This is a genomic window from Glutamicibacter sp. TV12E (assembly GCF_052441935.1).
Taxonomy (GTDB): Bacteria; Actinomycetota; Actinomycetes; order Actinomycetales; family Micrococcaceae; genus Glutamicibacter.
In genome coordinates this window covers 438,418-457,387 of sequence record NZ_JBQVVF010000001.1, presented here as the reverse complement: position 1 = coordinate 457,387, position 18,970 = coordinate 438,418, and the positions used below count along the sequence as shown (strand labels likewise).

The following is an 18,970-nucleotide window of genomic DNA, read 5'->3' as shown; positions in this document are numbered from 1 at the left end:
AAGGGAGAAAAATGAGCATTGGCAAAAAAGACTTTGATTACATTGTCGTTGGCGGCGGTTCAGCAGGCGCCGCGGTAGCATCGCGATTGAGCGAGGATCCCGCCGTTTCCGTTGCACTGGTTGAGGCCGGTCCGGATGACCGCGGCTATGACGAGGTGCTGCAGCTTGACCGGTGGATGGAGCTGCTCGAATCGGGCCTTGATTGGGATTACCCGATCGAGCCGCAGGAGAATGGCAACTCCTTCATGCGCCACGCACGGGCCAAGGTCATGGGCGGCTGCTCCAGCCACAACTCGTGCATCGCCTTCTGGGCTCCGCGCGAGGACATCGACGAGTGGGAGTCGAAATTCGGTGCCACCGGATGGAACGCCGAGATGGCCTACCGCCTGTACAAGAAGCTGGAAACCAATGAGGACGCCGGACCGGATGCGCCGCACCACGGCGATTCGGGCCCGGTCAAGCTGATGAACGTGCCGGCCAATGACCCTTGCGGCGTGGCGATCCTGGATGCCGCGCAGCAGGCGGGCATTCCGCGGGCCAAGTTCAACAACAACGAGACGGTGATCAACGGCGCGAATTTCTTCCAGATCAACCGCCTGCCAGATGGCACCCGTTCCTCTTCCTCGGTCTCCTACATCCACCCGATCGAGGGCCGGGAGAACTTCTTCCTGCTCACCGGGCTGCAGGCGCGCAAGCTGAACTTCGATCAGCACAAGCGCTGCACCGGCGTGGATGTGGTGGATGGCGCTTTCGGCCGCACTGTGACCCTGAATGCCGCCAAGGAGGTCATCGTTTCGGCCGGCGCCATCGATTCGCCGAAGCTGCTGATGCTTTCGGGCATCGGGCCGGCCGAGCATCTGAAGGAGGTCGGCGTCGAGGTGCTGGTCGACTCCCCGGGCGTGGGCGAGCACCTGCAGGACCACCCGGAAGGCGTGATCCAGTGGGAGGCGAAGAAGCCAATGGTGGAATCCTCCACCCAGTGGTGGGAGATCGGCATCTTCACGCCCACAGAGGAAGGGCTGGATCGCCCGGATCTGATGATGCATTACGGTTCGGTGCCTTTTGACATGCATACCCTGCGCCAGGGCTATCCGACCAGCGAGAACACTTTCTGCCTGACTCCGAATGTCACGCATGCGAAGTCGCGGGGCACCGTGCGGCTGCGCAGCTGCGATTTCCGCGACAAGCCGAAGGTCGACCCGCGCTACTTCACCGATCCAGAGGGCCACGACGCCCGGGTGATGACCTTCGGCATCCGCAAGGCCCGCGAGATCGTCGCCCAGTCCCCGATGGCTGATTGGGCCGGCGTTGAGCAGTTCCCGGGACAGGATGTGCAGAGCGATGAGGAGATCTTCGACTACCTCAGGCGCACCCACAACACCGTCTACCACCCTGCAGGGTCGGTGCGCATGGGCGCCGAGGATGATGTGATGAGCCCGCTGGATCCGCAGCTGCGGGTCAAGGGCGTCAGTGGCTTGCGTGTTGCCGATGCGTCGGTGATGCCGGAGCTGGTGACCGTGAACCCGAATATCACGGTCATGATGATCGGCGAGCGTTGTGCCGAGCTGATCCGCGAAAACTAGGGCGCAAGACAAAGGTGGTGGCCATCGGGAAACCGGTGGCCACCACCGGTTGCGTGGCCCGAACTGTTTCGCGCTGTGGCCAAACATTACGAAGAACTGTTATCTGCAGCTGTTGGACGAGTATCTTCGAAAGGTGTCCACCGTGAATGATTATGACAATGTTGCCTCCGTCAGCGACTTCACCGAGCCATTAATCGATCAGCTGATCGACTTTCGGCGCGAGCTGCACCGGAACCCGGAACTGTCCTTTGCGGAACACCAGACGACTGAACGCATCCTCGAAACGCTGCAGGCCGCTGGGCTCTCGCCGCAGAAGATGACCGACACCGGCGCCTTCGTCGATATCGGGCAGGGGCCGATCCGGATTGCCTTCCGCGCCGATATTGATGCGCTGCCGGTCATTGAGGAAACCGACCTGGAGTACTGCTCGATGGTTGAGGGAGTGGCGCACGCTTGCGGCCACGACATCCACACCACGGTGATGCTGGGAGTTGCCTTGTCGCTGGGCAGGTTCAACGAGGCTGGCCTGCTCAACGGCCGGGTACGCGTCATCTTCCAGCCAGCCGAGGAGAAGCTCCCTGGCGGAGCGCTCTCGGTCATTGAGCAGGGGCTGCTCGATGAGGTGCCACGGGTATTGGCCCTTCACTGCGACCCGCGGATCGATGCAGGGCATATCGGCACCCGTATCGGTGCCATCACTTCTGCCAGCGACACCATCCGTATCGAGGTCAACGGCCACGGCGGGCATACCTCCCGACCACACCTGACTGAAGATATCGTTTTTGCGATGAGCCAGATCGCCACCCAGGTGCCCGCAGTGCTCGGCCGCAAGGTCGACGTTCGCTCGGCGGTCTCCGTGGTGTGGGGCCAGATTCATGCCGGCAGCGCCCCGAACGCGATCCCTGCCACCGGCTACCTCGCCGGAACCATGCGTTGCCTGGATGGGGATATCTGGTACGAGGCCGGTGAGCTTCTGGACAACGTGGTGCGCCAGATTGCCGCTCCGTACGGCGTGGAAATCAAGTTGCAGCATACCCGCGGCGTTCCACCGGTCGTGAATGCGCCCGCAGAGACGGCGCTGATTGAGGATGCCGCACGTCGTGAGTTCGGCGCGGAAGCGATTGAACTGACCCCGCAGTCCATGGGCGGGGAGGACTTCGCATGGATGACGCAGAAGGTTCCCGGGGCCATGTTGCGCTTGGGCACGCGAACCCCGGGCGGGAAGACTTACGACCTGCATCGCGGGGATTACATGCCTGATGAATCCTGCATTGGCATCGGCGTGCGTATTATGACCGCGGCCGCCATGCAGGCCGTTCGCGAAGCAAGCGCCAAATAGCGTATTGGTCGCAGTAGACCCAAAACTTTTTAACTAGTCTTTGATACTTTCCCAATTCTTCGAGTGACTTGGGCTTTGACGTTAAGCGCTTGCCGTTTTGAAGCCGCTTAGTTATCCGTTTGTAATCTTTATCGTCTTTACCTGTGACATATCTCCGATAGGCTATGGAAACGATGGGGAAGCTACGACTTTAGGTGCGCTCGCGTAAGGCCTAGGCAACGATGCTTTACAAGGGTAGCTGGTGTCTGAACTCCCACATGATCTCGCACGACTTTTGGAGGAATAGATGCGCTTCGTATCGCGCAAGACCGGTGTGGCCGCGGCCATGCTCGGCATCTCGGCTTTGGCTTTGAGCGCCTGCGGCGCTGCACCGGAAGAGTCCAGCTCAGCTGGCAAATACCCCGATTACGTTGGCTGCATCGTTTCCGACTCCGGTGGATTCGACGACCAGTCCTTCAATGAGTCTTCCTACCGCGGCCTGAAGAATGCGGAAAAGGACCTGGGCATCACCATCAAGGAAGCCGAGTCGAAGTCCAACGCAGACTTCGCCACCAATCTCCAAGGCATGATGGGCGCTAGCTGCAACCTGACCGTCACCGTGGGCTTCCTGCTGGCCGACGCTACTGCTGATGCAGCGGCAAAGAACCCGGATTCGCACTTCGCCATCGTCGATAACCAGTACGAAAAGAACATCGACAACGTCAAGCCGATCATTTACGACACGGCTCAGGCAGCGTTCCTCGCTGGCTACGCAGCGGCAGCTGCTTCCGAGACCGGCACCGTTGCCACCTTCGGCGGCATCCAGATTCCTACCGTCACCATCTTCATGGACGGCTTCGCCGACGGCGTTGCCAAGTTCAACGAGGACAAGGGCGAGAACGTGAAGCTGCTGGGCTGGGACAAGAAGAAGCAGAACGGCACCTTCTCCGGTGACTTCGAGAAGCAGGACAAGGGCAAGCAGATCACCAAGAACTTCATCTCCGCAGGGGCTGACGTGATCATGCCGGTTGCTGGTCCAGTGGGCAAGGGCGCTGGCGCTGCGGTAGCCGAAGCCAACAAGGGCGGCGAAAAGGCCAAGCTCATCTGGGTCGACTCCGATGGCTACTTGACCGCACCTGACTACAAGGAATACATGCTGACCTCGGTCGTCAAGACCATGGACAAGGCTGTAGAAGACGTCATCAAGGCTGATGCCGAAGGCAAATTCGACGCCACTCCTTATGTCGGCACCTTGGAAAACGAAGGTGTCGCGCTGGCACCGTTCCACGATTTCGACTCGGCCATCGGCGAGGACACCAAGAAGGAGATCGAAGCCCTGAAGGCCCAGATCATCTCCGGTGACCTGAAGGTCGAATCGGCAGCAAGCCCAAAGTAGGCTTTGGCACCTAATTTATTCAGCGCGTCACCGCCTGCCGTCATCCGGTGGGTCGGTGACGCGCTTTATGAATGCCTAGAGGCCAAAGCGGCTATCGGGCTAAACTACCTCGCACAACGAACTATGAAGATGGTGGAATCGTGAAACTCGAACTACGGGGAATCTCGAAAGCCTTCGGTTCTTTCTACGCCAATAAAAATATTGACCTGCTGGTTGATGACGCCCAGATCCACTGTCTGCTCGGCGAAAACGGTGCTGGAAAATCCACGCTTATGAACGTGCTCTACGGTCTATATCAGCCGACCGAGGGCGAAATCCTGCTTGATGGAAACCCCGTCGAGTTCTCCGGTCCGGGCGACGCCATGGCCGCCGGCATTGGCATGGTGCACCAGCACTTCATGCTGGTCCCGGTCTTCACCGTGGCAGAAAATATTGCCCTCGGCGCTGAAACCACCAAGGCCGGCGGCGTCCTGGACCTCCAGGTCACGCGCAAGAAAATCCGCGAAATCTCGGACCGCTACGGGTTTGACGTGGATCCGGACGCCATTGTCGAAGACCTGCCGGTCGGCGTGCAGCAGCGTGTTGAAATCATCAAGGCCCTGGTGCGCGAAGCCAAGATCCTGATTCTGGATGAGCCAACCGCCGTGCTGACCCCGCAGGAGACCGACGAGCTGCTTGAAATCATGCGCCAGCTCAAGGCCAACGGCACCTCCATCGTCTTCATCTCGCACAAGCTGCGCGAGGTGCGCGCCGTCTCCGACGTGATCACCGTGATCCGCCGCGGCGAAGTCATCGACTCGGTCTCCCCGGAATCCTCCACCACCGAGCTGGCCAACCTGATGGTGGGCCGCGCCGTGGAACTGAATCTGAACAAGGCCCCAGCCACACCGGGCGAGGCAGTGCTCCAGGTCAAGGACCTGACGGTCGTTGACCATGCAGGCACGACCACGCTGAACTCGGTCACCTTCGATATCCACGAAGGCGAGATCCTGGCCGTGGCCGGCGTGCAGGGCAACGGGCAGACCGAACTGACCGAAGCCATCCTGGGCACCCAGGCCGTGACCGGCGGCTCGGTCAAGCTGGCCGGCGAAGAACTGGTGGGCAAATCCGTCAAGCAGGTGCTGCGCACCGGCGTCGGCTTTGTTCCCGAAGACCGCTCTGTGCACGGACTGGTCACCGAATTCTCCATTGAGGAGAACCTGGTCTTGGATCTCTACGACCGCGCGCCCTTCGGCAAGGGCATCTCGATGAACCTGGATGCCATCAAGAAGAACGCGGCCGTGCAGATCAAGGACTTTGACGTGCGCACCGGCAATGCGCTGAATCCGGCCTCCAGCCTCTCTGGCGGCAACCAGCAGAAGGTCGTCATGGCCCGCGAGCTGAGCCGCGAGCTGAAGCTGTTCATCGCTTCGCAGCCAACGCGCGGCGTGGATGTGGGGTCCATCGAATTCCTGCACCGCCGCATCGTCGCCGAACGCGACAAGGGCACCCCGGTGATGATCGTTTCCACCGAGCTCGATGAAGTCATGGAGCTGGCCGACCGCATCGCCGTGCTCTACAAGGGCAGGATCAACGGGATCGTGCCGGGGGATACCTCGCGCGAGGTCCTCGGCCTGATGATGGCCGGCGTTTCAGCCGAAGAAGCCGCGGAACAAGCGGAATTTACCAAGTCAGATAACGAGCCCGTGGAAGCAGCACCGGCTGGCGAGCGCAGCGAAAACCAGGAAGGAGAAGGCCAGTGAGCGAGAAAAAATCACCGGTCATTCCCGACCCCGGCAAACCGGGCAACGACCTCTTCAAGCAAATCACCCAGGGACCGGGACTGGTCTCGGTGCTCGGCGTGATCGTGGCACTGGTGATCGGCGGATTGCTCATTGCCATCACCGACGAAAAAGTCGCAGAAACCGCCGGCTACTTCTTCGCCCGTCCTGCCGACTTCCTCTCCGAGCTTTGGCGCGCGGCGACCGAAAGCTATGTGGCGCTGTTCAACGGCGCCATCTACAACTCGGCCCAGGGTTTTAAGCCCTTCCTGGAAACCCTGACGGTCTCCACCCCGCTGATCTGCGCAGGCCTCGGCGTGGCCGTCGCCTTCCGCGCGGGCCTGTTCAATATTGGTGCCCAGGGCCAGATCATCATCGGTTCGGTGCTGGCCGCATACGTGGGGTTCGCCTGGCACCTGCCTTTGGGACTGCACCTGCTGCTGGTGATCGTCTTCGGCCTGATCGGCGGCGCGATCTGGGGCGGGCTGGTCGGGCTGCTCAAGGCGAAGACCGGCGCCCACGAAGTGATCCTGACGATCATGTTCAACTACGTGGCCGTGTACTTCATCGACTTCCTGATGAACACCCAGGCCTTCCGCCGTCCGGGCGAAACCAACCCGATTTCCCCGATCCTCGACTCGACGGCGGTTTTCCCCTCCATCCCCGGATCCCGTCTGCACCTGGGCTTCGTGATGGCCCTCCTGCTGGTCATCCTGGTCTCCTGGATGTTCAAGCGCTCCACCGTGGGCTTTGAATTCCGCGCCGTGGGGCACAACCCTGACGCCGCGCAGACCGCTGGCATCAACGTCGCCCGCAGCACCATCATCGCCATGGCCCTGGCTGGCGCCTTGGCCGGCGCCGCCGGTGTCGCCCAGGTTGCCGGCACCGAGAAGGTGCTGACCAGCGGAATCGCCGGATCCCTTGGCTTCGACGCGATTACCGTTGCGCTGCTGGGCCGTTCCACTCCATGGGGAACCTTCTTTGCCGGCTTGCTCTTTGGCGCATTCCAGGCTGGTGCGGTGAACATGCAGATCACCACCGGCACCCCGATCGACATCGTTTCGGTGGTGCAGTCGCTGATCGTCCTGTTCATCGCCGCTCCACCACTGGTCAAGGCGATCTTCGGCATGAACCGCAAGAAGAAAAAGCGCAGCCCCAAGCTAGAAACTACCCAGGCAGGTGCCAAGTGACCTCTTCCACCTTGCAACCGGCAATGAGCGTATTGCCTAGCAAGAAGACCTCGATCATCCTCTCGGCGATCGCCGTCATCGTCTTCTTGTGCTTCGGCCTGCTGGGCAACAGCGAAAGCGCGCACTTCCAGCTGAACAGCCCCGGCGATGCTTTTGAGCTGCCGGAACTGGTGTTCCCGGGCAGAGCCAGCAACATCGTGATCGGGCTGCTGCTCGTAGGCATCGCTGCCTACTCCTGGATGCAGCGCAAAAAGGGCCAAACCCTGGCGACCTGGATGGTTGCCATCGCCGCAGTCCTCTTTGTGCTCTCCTTCCTGATCTGGGTGGTCTCCGGCGCTGATATCAGCACCATTTCGCTGGCCAGCCTGCTGGCTGGTGCCGTGGTGCTGGCTGTCCCCCTGGTGTTCGGCTCCCTCTCGGGCGTGCTCTGCGAACGAGCCGGCGTGGTCAACATCGCCATCGAAGGCCAGCTGCTGGGCGGCGCGTTCACCGCGGCACTGGTTTCCTCCTTGACCAAGAACGCGTTCCTGGGCCTGATCGCCGCCGGCATTGCCGGCGCCCTGGTCTCCCTGGTGCTGGCGCTGTTCTCCATCAAGTACGTGGTCAACCAGATCATTGTCGGTGTGGTGCTCAACGTGCTGGTCTCCGGGATCACCGGATTCCTGTTCACCACCGTGATGCAGGAAGATCCAGAGCTCTTCAACTCGCCGGTGCACCTGCCGGTCATCGAGATTCCCCTGCTCTCAGCCATTCCGGTGATCGGACCGATCCTGTTCAAGCAGTCGGTCATCGGCTATCTGATGTACCTGGCGGTGTTCATCGTCTGGTTCGGGCTGTTCAAAACCAAGTGGGGCCTGCGGGTGCGTGCCGTTGGCGAGCACCCCAAGGCTGCAGACACCCTGGGCATCAAGGTCAACCGTACCCGCTTCTGGAATGTCACCCTCGGCGGCATCGTGGCAGGCATCGGCGGCTCCTTCTTCACTCTGGTGGCCATCGACTCCTTCACCAAGGAAATCTCCGGAGGCCGCGGCTTCATCGCCCTGGCTGCGGTGATCTTCGGCCGCTGGAACCCGATCGGCGCCTTCCTGGCCGCCCTGCTCTTCGGCTTTGCCGATAACCTGCAGGTCATCCTGACCATCATCGGCACCCCCGTGCCGAGCCAGTTCATGGCCATGATGCCGTACCTGGTGACCATCTTCGCGGTGGCTGGACTCGTGGGACGCTCCCGCGGGCCGGCAGCTGCGGGCGAACCCTACGTGAAGGAATAACCGGTACAGATGACTACCAACACCGCGCCGTGGTTGCAGCTTGAAGCTGCGGCTGCGGCCGCGCTGTCTCAGGCCTACGCACCCTACTCGACGTTCCGTGTAGGGTCTGCAGCCCAGACCAGCGACGGCCGCATGATTTCCGGATGCAATGTCGAAAACGCCGCCTATGGCGTCACCCTCTGTGCCGAATGCTCCATGATCGGCCAGCTTTTCGCCACCGGCGGCGGAACCCTGGAGTACTTCCTGTGCTTCGGCCAGCTTGCCGAGGGTGAACTGGAACTGATCACCCCGTGCGGGCGCTGCCGCCAGATCCTCTTCGAGCACCGCGGAGCCAACCTGTTGATCAAGACCGCCCGTGGAATCGTTGGCATCGAAGATCTTTTGCCTGACGCTTTCGGGCCGCAAAACCTTAACGCCTAGTGCCGGCGACCACCGGCCACAAGCAGAACGGATGGTGCCGCTAATGGCTACCGAACAATTCAGCGCCGTGGAAGTCATTCGCGCCAAGCGCGATGGCGCCGAGCTGAGCAACGAGATGATCGACTGGACCATCGACGCCTATACCCGCGGAGTCATTGCCGAAGAGCAGATGTCCGCGCTGAATATGGCGATCTACTTCCAGGGCATGAACCGCAGCGAGATTTCGCGATGGACCACCGCGATGATCAATTCCGGCGAACGCATGGACTTCTCCACCCTGGCCAACCCGTCGGGCCAGAAGCTGGCGACCACCGACAAGCATTCCACCGGAGGGGTGGGGGACAAGATCACCTTGCCGCTGGCCCCGCTGGTGGCCAGTTTCGGTGTCGCGGTGCCACAGCTGTCCGGCCGCGGCTTGGGGCACACCGGCGGCACCCTGGACAAGCTGGAAGCCATTCCCGGATGGCGGGCCAACCTGTCCAACGAAGAACTCTTCTCGCAGCTCTCCTCGGTCGGCGCGGTCATCTGCGCGGCCGGTGCCGGGCTGGCACCCGCAGACAAGAAGCTCTATGCGCTGCGCGATGTCACCGCCACGGTGGAGGCCATCCCGCTGATTGCCTCCTCGATCATGAGCAAGAAGATCGCCGAAGGCACCGGCAGCCTGGTGCTTGACGTGAAGGTGGGATCCGGGGCGTTCATGAAGGACGAAGCCATGGCGAGGGAACTGGCCGAGACCATGGTAAACCTCGGCACCGATGCCGGGGTGAACACCGTCGCCCTGCTGACCAATATGGAAACGCCACTGGGCCTGACCGCTGGCAACGCCATCGAAGTCGAGGAATCGGTGGAGGTCCTTGCCGGTGGCGGACCCGAGGACGTAGTCGACCTGACCGTGGCCCTGGCCATTGAAATGCTGGCTGGCGCTGGCGTTCACGGCGTCGATGTGCGTGCAGCGCTGAAGAACGGCCGGGCCATGGACAGCTGGCGGGCCATGATCGCCGCCCAGGGCGGCGACCCGGATGCCAAGCTGCCGGTGGCCAAGGAATCGCACACCGTGGTGGCTGAAGCTGATGGCGTCCTGATCAAGCTGGATGCCATGGATATCGGGCTGGCGGCCTGGACCCTGGGAGCAGGACGGGCCCGCAAGGAAGACAGCGTCCAGGCCGGGGCCGGGGTGCGCCTGCACGTCAAGCCGGGCGCCTTGGTGCGCCGAGGCCAACCTATCGCCACCTTGCTGACCGATACCCCGGACAAGCTGCCGCGCGCCACCGAACTGGCAGAGCGGGCCATCATGATCGGCTCCGAGAATGACCGCCCGGACATGCGCTTGATCCTCGATCGCATCGCCGCTTCGTAATTGATGTTCCAAGGAAGAACCGGGAATCACCGCTGGTGGCCCCGGTTCTTTTCGTATTTCCGGCCCTTGAAAGCGAAGGAAACCGGACAAGCATAAAGGTCCGCGGGACGAGCCCCGGGAACCAACTGGCCCGGTTCAATCGTTGGACGATTGGCTCCTACCTAGGTCGGGGTAGAAAGAAGTCCACATTGCCACATCAGTAGGATGCGCCCCTGCAACTGCTCGAGCGAAAATGGTTGGACAGGCAGCGCGCTACGCGCTTGGGGGAAAGAAGATGCAAGTCCACATGGAACTAGTTAACGAGGCCATTACGCAGGCAGCCAGCGCATGGTGGGTGCTGCCTCTCTTGTTCCTGTTTTGCCTGATTGACGCATTTTTCCCGATCGTGCCCAGCGAATCCTTCCTGGTTTCCCTGGCCGCAGTAGGCATCCACTCCGGATCCCCGAACCTCTTCCTGGTCGGCGCCCTCGGTGCCGCCGGAGCGCTGCTGGGGGACCAGATCACCTACGCCATTGGCCGGAGCATCGGTTCGCACGGATTCAAGTGGATGCGCGGCAAACGGGCGCAACGAGTACTGCACTACGCAGAAAAGAAGCTTGAAACCTCCGGCGCGCTGCTGATTTTTACCGCGCGCTACATTCCGATCGGCCGCGTCGCGGTGAACCTCACCGCCGGGGCCACCGGATTCAGCCACAAGCGCTTCACGCTCTTCGACACCATCGGCGTGCTGACGTGGGCCGCCTATTCGGTGGGCATCGGCGCTTTGGCCGGCAACTGGATGCATGACAACAAGCTGCTGGGCATCGGCCTGTCGATTGTGATCGCCGTGGTGCTCGGATTCATCATTGACCGAATCGTCAGCTGGGCGCTGAATCGCTACCACCTGCGCGTTGAGAAGGCCGCACAGCGCGGTGCGCAAGCAGCACGCGCGACGGTGCCGCCAAGCACCGACGAGAGTTAACCCGCGGTATTGAGCAGGGTCACATTGTGGCTCGCAGATCTTTACCTCCTGGAGCTGTCAGTTCCGCGGGATTGCGACTAGGCTCAGTGGTGTGACTGAAGAATTGATTCATCCTGACTACGATCCCGAGTTCGACTTCCGGGATCTGCCTAAAGTTTCGCTACATGACCACCTTGACGGTGGACTGCGCCCTCAAACGATCATCGAACTGGCAGCCGAAATTGGCCACGAGCTGCCCGAGACCGAAGCTGAAGCTTTGGGCGACTGGTTCCGTGAATCTGCAGATTCAGGCTCATTGCCACGCTACCTGGAAACTTTTGAGCACACCCTAGCGGTGATGCAAACCCGCGAAGCGCTGATCCGTGTTGCCCGCGAATTTGTCGAGGACCTCGCTGAAGACGGCGTGATCTACGGTGAAGTCCGCTACGCCCCGGAACAGCATCGCCGTGAAGGCTTGAGCCTGGACGACGTCGTTGACGCAGTCCAGGAAGGCCTGGACCAGGCCTGCGAGCAGCTGAACAGCGAAGGCCATCCAATGCAGGTCGGCCAGGTGCTCAGCGCCATGCGCCAATCGGATCAGGGCGTGGAAATTGCCAAGCTGGCATTGCGCCACCGCGGCCACGGCGTTGTAGCTTTCGACATTGCCGGACCGGAAGACGGCTTCCCGCCATCGAATATGAAGGAAGCCTTCGACCTGCTGGCCGAAAACCTCTTCCCGACAACTGTCCACGCCGGCGAGGCCGCTGGACTGGCATCGATAAAGGAAGCAATCCTGGTTGGCCGTGCCCAGCGCCTAGGCCATGGCGTGCGTGTTGCCGAAGACATCGAGATCGAGTTCGGCGCCATCGACGAAAACGGTGAAGAACTCAGCGACGACACCGGCTTGGTTTCCCTGGGCCCAGTGGCCAACTGGGTGCGCGAACGCGGTATCCCGCTGGAAGTCTGCCCGTCCTCCAACTTGCAGACCGGTGCCACCGCCAAATTTGGCGAAGGTATCCGCAATCACCCGATTGACCTGCTGGTCCAGACCGGATTCAACGTCACGATTTCGCCAGATAATCGGTTGATGTCCGGCACCAGCCTGTCCGAGGAATTCGAGTTGCTGGTCGAAGCTTTCGACTATGACCTGGAAGACCTGCTGGACCTGACGCTGAACGCTGCTGAAGCCGCATTCGTTCCGCTGGAAATGCGCGAGCTGCTCGTTGAATACATCAACGACTACTACGACAACCTGCTCGACGATGACGACGACGAGGACTACGAAGAAGACGAATACGAAAACGTCGCCGACTAGTTCTCCGCGCAGCCAGGCTGCAAGCAACTGTAGGCCGGTTCCCCTTGGGGAACCGGCCTACAGCCGCGTTTGCGCCGAGGCTGGCTCCGCCTTCGCTAGCATGGGAGCATGGCGCAGAACCCAACGCAGACCCAGCAGCTGATCACTACGGTGAGGATCCTGCGTGATAAATGCGCCTGGACCCAGGCCCTGACCCATGAATCCCTGCGGACCTACCTGATCGAGGAAAGCTATGAGGTTCTGGACGCGATCTCCGAACAGAATCCCCAGCTGCTCAAGGAAGAACTCGGGGACCTGTACTTCCAAATCCTGCTGCACGCGCTGATTGCAGCCGAGCGGGGACACTTCGATCTTGACGATGTTTCGCAGACGCTGAATGAAAAGCTGCTGAGGCGAAACCGGCACATTTTTGACGAACAAGGCGTGGTGCGCGAAGAGATCATCACGGACGTTGAGGAAATTATCCGGGTCTGGGATGCGGCCAAGCAGGCCGAGCGCCAAGGCAGGCCGCAGCCACGCAAAAATGCCGGGCTGCCTGCAGGCCTGCCGGCCCTGGCCTTGGCCCAGAAGCTGCTGGACCGCCATACCCGAGCCGGCTCTGATAAGGCCGGGAGACATCAAGTTTCTGAGGCAACCCGTACGAAAATTACCGATGAACAGAGTTTGGCTGCTGCCCTCTTGGAGGTCTCTGCACGGGCAGAAGAGCTGGGATTAGATGCAGAATCTGTTTTGCGCGCAACCTTGTCGAAACAGTACGGCTCGGAATTCACTGCCACGATATCGCCTAAATCACCTTCGAAGCGCTAGGCTAGAGACTGGCAAAGGCGCCGACGGTCTTTTCAGCACCGCTGGCGGACCTTCCCCTAGACCACCCCTTTCTACAAGGAGTCCATACTCATGGCATTGATTGACGCCATTCACGCGCGCGAAATTCTTGATTCCCGCGGTAACCCAACCGTTGAGGTTGAGGTCCTGCTATCTGACGGATCGCACGGCCGTGCAGCAGTTCCATCCGGTGCTTCCACCGGCCAGTTCGAAGCAGTTGAGCGTCGCGACGGCGACAAGGACCGTTACCTTGGCAAGGGTGTGCTTGGAGCCGTGGAGTCCGTGATCGACGAGATCGCTGACGAGCTCGAAGGCCTGGACGCTACCGACCAGCGCGCTATCGACCAGGCCATGCTTGACCTGGACGGCACCAGCAACAAGTCCAAGCTGGGCGCAAACGCCATCCTCGGTGTTTCGCTGGCCGTGGCCAACGCCGCGGCCGTGAGCTCCAACCTGCCGCTGTACAAGTACCTGGGCGGCCCGAACGCCCACGTGCTGCCAGTGCCGCTGATGAACATCCTCAACGGCGGCTCGCACGCCGACTCGGATGTCGACATCCAGGAATTCATGATCGTGCCACTGGGCGCCGAGACCTTCTCCGAGGGCCTGCGCTGGGGTGTTGAGGTGTACCACAACCTCAAGTCCGTGCTGAAGGAAAAGGGCCTGTCCACCGGCCTGGGCGACGAGGGCGGCTTCGCTCCGAACCTGCCGAGCAACCGTGCAGCACTGGAACTGATCACCGAAGCCATCAAGCGCGCTGGCTACACCCCGGGTGAAGACATCGCACTGGCTCTGGACGTTGCTTCCTCGGAATTCTTCGAGAACGGCGCTTACCAATTCGAAGGCAAGGCACTGTCCGCCCAGGAAATGAGCGACTACTACGCTGCCCTGGTTGCCGACTTCCCGCTGGTCTCCATCGAGGATCCACTGGATGAGAACGACTGGGATGGCTGGAAGACCCTGACCGACGCCATCGGCGACAAGGTCCAGCTGGTCGGCGACGACCTGTTCGTGACCAACCCGGAGCGCCTGGCCGACGGCATCGCCAAGGGCACCGCCAACTCGCTGCTGGTGAAGGTCAACCAGATCGGTTCGCTGACCGAGACCATCGACGCTGTGACCATGGCCCAGCGCGCTGGCTACACCACCATCACCTCGCACCGTTCGGGTGAAACCGAAGATGTCACGATTGCCGACATCTGCGTGGCAACCAACGCTGGCCAGATCAAGACCGGTGCTCCAGCTCGCTCCGAGCGCGTAGCCAAGTACAACCAGCTGCTGCGCATCGAGGAAGACCTGGGCGCTTCGGCGGTTTACGCTGGTCGCGACGCTTTCCCGCGTTTCAACAGCTAATTACCAGTTGTAGCGAATAAGCTCGTCGGTAGTGGATACCGGCGAGCTTTTCGTTATTTAATGGACATATGCGCCGTTTCCACGGCAGCACAGCGCGTAGAGCTTTATGGGGAATTGGGGGAGTATGGCACAGCGACCACCACGCATGCCTCGGCGTAATACTCCGGATCCGGAAGAACTGTCTCAGCAAAACCTTGTTGACCAGTCTGAATACACTGATCCAGGAACAATTGCAGATCCGCCCACCGACGCATTGCATGTAGTGGCACCGCAACCCCGAGCAAAAAAGGCTCCTTCAGTGCCGCGCCCTAAGCCTGCCGGCAGCTCGCGGAAAACTGCGCCGCGCACCGCGCCGGGACCCTCAGCGCAGGCACGCCGAGCGTCAGATTCGTCACGTGAGCCAAAAAAATTTGCGGGCAATTATGCTGCCAAGCCCAAGGTGCCGCTGCGCGAGCGGGCCAAGGAAAAGCAGAGCGAACGCCGCCGTGATGACCGGATGAAATTCTCCGCTGCCGTACGCCGCAAGCCAGGGGAAAAACCGGTTGAGAGCAAGCCGACGCCCGAGGGCGAACCGGTAGCGGCACACCGTTTTTCAGGCCGCATTGCCGCGCTGATCGTGGTGCTCGCGTTCTTCGCCGTGATGCTGGTGCCAACGGTGAATTACTACCGGACCCAGATGGCCGAACTCAATGAGCTCAACGCCTCCATCGATTCCCTGGAAGCGCAGCGCGACGATTTGAAGGCCGAGATTGCCCGCTGGGATGACCCGCTCTACATCAAGCAGCAAGCGCGCGAGCGGATAAACTTGGTCATGCCTGGCGAAAAGCTATACATGGTCGTCGGCGACCGGCCGGAAGAAAATGAGGCGGACGCCGAAGCCAATGGCAGCACCTTCGAGGTGCGCCAAGAGCTTCCGTGGGTCGACGCATTGCTTGACTCGGTCCGGCGTTCCGCCACTGACTAACCACTTTGAACATGAAGAGAACCAATACCCGTGACTGAACAGCCAATCCGCGAAGCCCTTGACGCTGCCGGACGAGTACCAAGCGAAGCCGACCTTGACACCCTGTCCCGCCAGCTGAACCGACCAGTGCGCGATGTGGTGGAAATCGGTGCACGCTGCGTCTGCGGAAACCCGCTGGTCGCCACCACCGCGCCACGGCTTTCCTCGGGAATTCCATTCCCGACTACGTATTACCTGGCCCACCCGGTGATCACCGCCGCTGTCTCGCGCCTTGAAGCGGCCGGGCTGATGAACGAGATGAACGAACGCCTGGGCGGCGATTCCGTTTTGGCCCAGGCCTATGTGGCGGCCCACGAGTCGTACCTCGCCAACCGCGATGCCATCGGTGCGCGTTCCGGGACCGGGGCGGTGCCTGAAATCGATGGCGTGTCCGCTGGCGGCATGCCAACCCGCGTGAAATGCCTGCACGTGCTGGTCGGCCATTCGCTGGCTGCCGGTGAAGGCGTGAACCCGTTGGGCGATGAGGCCCTGGAAGCAATTGCCGAGTGGTGGACCAAGGACAAGTGCTACTGCGTAGGGGCTTGGGATACGGAATCGGAAGCTCCTAGCCGCGACCGTTCACGTCACGTGAAGACCCAGGAACTGCAAGACCCCGCGGCCAAGCGAGCCGAGCGTGCAGCCAAGCGCGCAGCCCGTGAAGCCCAAGAACGAGCAGCCCAGGATGATGCCTAATGCGCGTCGCCGGAATTGACTGCGGAACGAACTCCATTCGCCTGTTGATCGCTGATGTGCAACAGGATGGGAACGGGACTCGGCTTGTCGATGTCCTGCGCACCATGCGCGTCGTTCGCCTGGGACAGGGTGTTGATGCAACCGGTGCCTTTGCTCCGGAAGCGCTGGAGCGGACCTTTGCGGCCGCCCGCGAGTACCGGGCACTGTGCGACGAGCATCAGGTGGAGGCCATCCGCTTTGTGGCAACGTCAGCGGCCCGCGACGTATCCAACCGCGAGGTTTTTGCCGAAGAAATCACCAAGATCATCGGTGTTGCACCGGAAGTCATCAGTGGTGACGAGGAAGCATCGCTGTCCTTCAACGGTGCCGCTTCAGTGCGTGCCGGGCAGCCTGGCCGAAGCTTGGTAATCGATCTGGGCGGCGGCTCCACGGAGTTTGTCCTGGGCGATGCTTCAGGCCCGGTGGCCGCCAAGAGCCTTGACATGGGTTGCGTGCGCGTTACCGAACGCTTCGAACAGCAGGGCCTGGAATCGCCGGAAGCCGTTGCGTTCATGGACAGCATGTTGCAGTCCTTGGATGGCTCCGTTGACGTCTCGGAAGTTGACGCGGTGATACTGGTGGCAGGAACTTTCACCACGCTCACTGCACAGGCGCTGGGCTTGGAGAAATACGAGTCCGAGAAGATCCACGGCGCGCAGTTGAGCTTCGACCAGATGCGCGAAGCTACCAGCGCCATGCTCTCCTACTCGCGTGAAGAGCGGGCGGCATTGGGCTTCATGCACCCTGGCCGGGTTGATGTCATTCGCGCCGGCGCAGCGATCGTCCAGCGCATTCTCCATTATCTGGAGACAGCAAGCTGCCAGCGCCCGATGCGGCTAATTGCATCGGAACACGATATTCTCGACGGAATCGCTGCTACGGCAGCCGCCAACGCCTAGTCCGTTTATTCGGAACCGACCAAGGAGATCTCTTGAGCACAGCTCTGCGCGCTAAGAAAGCGATGGGCCTGAAACAGTACGGCTCGTTGCTTGTCGTTGCGATCCTCGCGCTGGCTATGCTCAGCGTGGTGACCCCGGCGCATGCTGACAACATGCGCGAGTCGGAGTACTGGCTGGATTCATTGGGAATAACCCAGGCGCACCAGAGCACCAAGGGCGAAGGCGTTAAAGTCGCAATCATTGATACCGGCATTGATACCTCGCACCCTGATCTGAAGGGTGCCGTTGTTGGCGGTGCGGACATGTCCGGTGCCGGCGAAACCGGCGGCAATAAGCCCATTGGCGTCATGAGCGAACACGGCACCTTGGTGGCTACCCTGTTGGCTGGCCGCGGCAACAACAAGGGCGAGATCAATCGGGTTAAATCCGAAAACGAACGGCTCAAGGCCGCGTGGGAAAAGGCCAAGTCTGAAGCCGAGGAAGAAAACGAAAAGCAGAAGGACGACGACAAGGACGTTGAAGTCCCCAAGGAACCTGAATACGAGGAAGTCCCCAAGCTTTCCGCTGGCAGCGACGGAGTGCTCGGCGTAGCCCCGGCCGCGCAGCTGCTTTCCGTCTCGCTGTGGATGGGCGAAGGCAATCCCGCCAACATCCCCGTGGAAGAACAGATTCCCCGCGCCGTGAAGTGGGCCGTGGATTCCGGTGCCAAGGTGATCAACATGTCCTTGGGCTCGACCAGCCCTGCATGGCCCGAAAGCTGGGACGACGCATTCAAGTACGCGGAAAATCACGATGTCGTAATCGTGGCTGCCGCCGGCAACCGTTCTGGTGGCATGAGCCAGGTCGGTGCCCCGGCTACCATCCCCGGCGTGCTCACCGTGGCAGGTGTTGATGAAGGCGGCAAGGCCTCGCAGGACTCGTCCACCGAGGGCATTTCCATAGGCGTTGCCGCGCCAGCCGAACAGCTGGTTGGCGGGCTGCCGGATAACGGTTACGCGCGCTGGTCCGGAACTTCGGGAGCCGCGCCATTGGTTGCCGGCGTGGCTGCGCTGATTCGTTCCAAGTACCCGGATATGAAGGCTCCCGATGTCATCAACCGGATCCTGCAGACTGCACGCGACACTGGTGCTGCCGGTGTTGACAACCTCTATGGCTACGGAATCATCAATGCCAATGCCGCGGTGAACAACAACGTGCCATCGGTCTCCGAAAACCCGCTGGGAACCATCGAAGAATGGATTCGGGTGCACCGACGGAACAATGCCAAATCCACCGAGGCCCCGGCTCCGGGCGTCTCGATGGAAAAATCGGACCTCAAGCAGGTGGCAGCTCCTGAACCCATCCAGCCTGATCAGTCGACTCCAGCGCTACAGCCGCTGCTGGTCATTGGGGCCGGGGTGCTATTGCTGCTGGTCATTGCTGCCGGAAGTGCCCAGACCCTGATGCGCCGCCGGCGTGAGCGGCTGACGCAGAGCGTGGCGTCGGCATCGTTGAGTTCGCTGAAGGTCGGCAAGGCCGCGGGCAAACATGATCTCTTCGATGACATTCCGGAAGAAGACAGATAATTCATCTCCAGGCTGGGGCGAAACCTACGGGTTTCGCCCCAGTTTT

General features: G+C 61.2%; 16 protein-coding genes. All 16 read left to right on the top strand.

Translation table 11 applies throughout. The features are described from left to right. Window positions 1-11: 11 nt before the first annotated feature. The 16 genes from ACT7DV_RS02110 (at window position 12) to ACT7DV_RS02035 (ending at window position 18,924) form a co-directional block, all read left to right on the top strand. Window positions 12-1,583, top strand: a complete 1,572-nt coding sequence (locus ACT7DV_RS02110) for a GMC family oxidoreductase (protein WP_444660690.1) — start codon at window positions 12-14, stop codon at window positions 1,581-1,583. Window positions 1,584-1,725: 142 nt separating this feature from the next. Further along, a complete protein-coding gene (locus tag ACT7DV_RS02105) occupies window positions 1,726-2,922 on the top strand; it encodes an amidohydrolase (protein WP_444660689.1) in 1,197 nt (398 codons plus the stop codon). A 286-nt stretch (window positions 2,923-3,208) separates the two neighbouring features. Next, window positions 3,209-4,297: a BMP family lipoprotein gene (locus ACT7DV_RS02100; RefSeq protein WP_444660688.1), complete on the top strand. Its 1,089-nt coding sequence runs from the start codon at window positions 3,209-3,211 to the stop codon at window positions 4,295-4,297. Window positions 4,298-4,437: 140 nt separating this feature from the next. Then, the gene (locus ACT7DV_RS02095; RefSeq protein ID WP_444660687.1) at window positions 4,438-6,039 is read left to right on the top strand and encodes an ABC transporter ATP-binding protein; all 1,602 of its coding nucleotides are present in this window, start codon (window positions 4,438-4,440) and stop codon (window positions 6,037-6,039) included. After that, window positions 6,036-7,247: an ABC transporter permease gene (locus ACT7DV_RS02090; RefSeq protein WP_444660686.1), complete on the top strand. Its 1,212-nt coding sequence runs from the start codon at window positions 6,036-6,038 to the stop codon at window positions 7,245-7,247. The genes ACT7DV_RS02095 and ACT7DV_RS02090 overlap by 4 nt, the downstream gene beginning before the upstream one ends. Before the next feature lie 23 nt (window positions 7,248-7,270). Then, window positions 7,271-8,515 (top strand): ABC transporter permease, encoded by a 1,245-nt coding sequence (locus tag ACT7DV_RS02085; protein ID WP_444664761.1) that lies wholly within the window; start codon window positions 7,271-7,273, stop codon window positions 8,513-8,515. Between the two features lie 9 nt (window positions 8,516-8,524). After that, the gene (locus ACT7DV_RS02080) at window positions 8,525-8,935 is read left to right on the top strand and encodes a cytidine deaminase (RefSeq protein ID WP_444660685.1); all 411 of its coding nucleotides are present in this window, start codon (window positions 8,525-8,527) and stop codon (window positions 8,933-8,935) included. Between the two features lie 43 nt (window positions 8,936-8,978). After that, on the top strand, window positions 8,979-10,292 hold the full coding sequence (locus ACT7DV_RS02075; RefSeq protein ID WP_444660684.1) for a thymidine phosphorylase: 1,314 nt from the start codon (window positions 8,979-8,981) through the stop codon (window positions 10,290-10,292). A 286-nt stretch (window positions 10,293-10,578) separates the two neighbouring features. Beyond that, the gene (locus ACT7DV_RS02070) at window positions 10,579-11,253 is read left to right on the top strand and encodes a DedA family protein (RefSeq protein WP_444660683.1); all 675 of its coding nucleotides are present in this window, start codon (window positions 10,579-10,581) and stop codon (window positions 11,251-11,253) included. A gap of 91 nt (window positions 11,254-11,344) precedes the next feature. Next, window positions 11,345-12,547, top strand: a complete 1,203-nt coding sequence (locus ACT7DV_RS02065) for an adenosine deaminase (RefSeq protein WP_444660682.1) — start codon at window positions 11,345-11,347, stop codon at window positions 12,545-12,547. A gap of 108 nt (window positions 12,548-12,655) precedes the next feature. Further along, entirely contained in the window at window positions 12,656-13,354 is a 699-nt protein-coding gene (locus ACT7DV_RS02060; RefSeq protein WP_444660681.1) for a MazG nucleotide pyrophosphohydrolase domain-containing protein, read from the top strand. A 90-nt stretch (window positions 13,355-13,444) separates the two neighbouring features. Continuing rightward, window positions 13,445-14,725, top strand: coding sequence for a phosphopyruvate hydratase (gene eno / locus ACT7DV_RS02055; protein ID WP_146277811.1), 1,281 nt, complete (start codon window positions 13,445-13,447; stop codon window positions 14,723-14,725). A 124-nt stretch (window positions 14,726-14,849) separates the two neighbouring features. Then, on the top strand, window positions 14,850-15,689 hold the full coding sequence (locus ACT7DV_RS02050; RefSeq protein WP_444660680.1) for a septum formation initiator family protein: 840 nt from the start codon (window positions 14,850-14,852) through the stop codon (window positions 15,687-15,689). 30 nt (window positions 15,690-15,719) lie between these two features. Next, complete coding sequence (locus ACT7DV_RS02045) at window positions 15,720-16,421, top strand: DUF501 domain-containing protein (RefSeq protein WP_444660679.1); 702 nt, start codon at window positions 15,720-15,722, stop codon at window positions 16,419-16,421. Beyond that, a complete protein-coding gene (locus ACT7DV_RS02040; RefSeq protein WP_444660678.1) occupies window positions 16,421-17,359 on the top strand; it encodes a Ppx/GppA phosphatase family protein in 939 nt (312 codons plus the stop codon). The genes ACT7DV_RS02045 and ACT7DV_RS02040 overlap by 1 nt, the downstream gene beginning before the upstream one ends. A 32-nt stretch (window positions 17,360-17,391) precedes the next feature. Next, window positions 17,392-18,924 (top strand): S8 family serine peptidase, encoded by a 1,533-nt coding sequence (locus ACT7DV_RS02035; protein ID WP_444660677.1) that lies wholly within the window; start codon window positions 17,392-17,394, stop codon window positions 18,922-18,924. Window positions 18,925-18,970: the final 46 nt, after the last annotated feature.